This window comes from Escherichia sp. 94.0001, from assembly GCF_013369155.2.
In the GTDB taxonomy this organism is placed as follows: Bacteria; Pseudomonadota; Gammaproteobacteria; order Enterobacterales; family Enterobacteriaceae; genus Escherichia; species Escherichia coli_F.
The window spans coordinates 1-428 of the sequence record NZ_JABWMS020000243.1; the positions used below are offsets into that span (position 1 = coordinate 1).

Consider the following 428-nt stretch of genomic DNA (forward strand, 5'->3'; position numbering starts at 1 on the left):
AAGATTCTCAACCGGGTACGCTGAATGATTTTCTCGGTGCCATGTCGGAGGATGATGCCCGGCCGGAGGCACTGCGTCGTTTTGAACTGATGGTGGAAGAAGCAGCGCGTCACGCCGGGGAGGCGAAGAAGAATGCCGGAGAGGCGGAGACATCAGCGAGGAATGCCGGCATATCAGCCAGTCAGGCAGAAGAGAACGCTGCAAATGCTGACACTTCAGCAGGGGATGCATCGGAGTCAGCCCGGCAGGCGGCAGAAAGTGCAGCCGCTGCAAAGCAGTCAGAGGAGGCGTCCTCGTCCTCGGCCTCTGCGGCCGCTCAAAAAGCCAGTGAGTCATCACAAAGTGCAACAGATGCTGAGTTGTCAAAAAAGATGGCAGAAAGTGCAGCCGGTAATGCAGCCAGGGATGCAACGACCGCAACAGAAAAA

Annotated in this window: 1 protein-coding gene; it reads left to right on the plus strand. The window is 57.0% G+C overall.

Features of this window, described 5'->3' with window-relative positions; translation table 11 throughout:
* The coding region (locus HEN33_RS25500; protein ID WP_183083543.1) for a prophage tail fiber N-terminal domain-containing protein at window positions 1–428 on the plus strand (428 nt) is incomplete at both ends.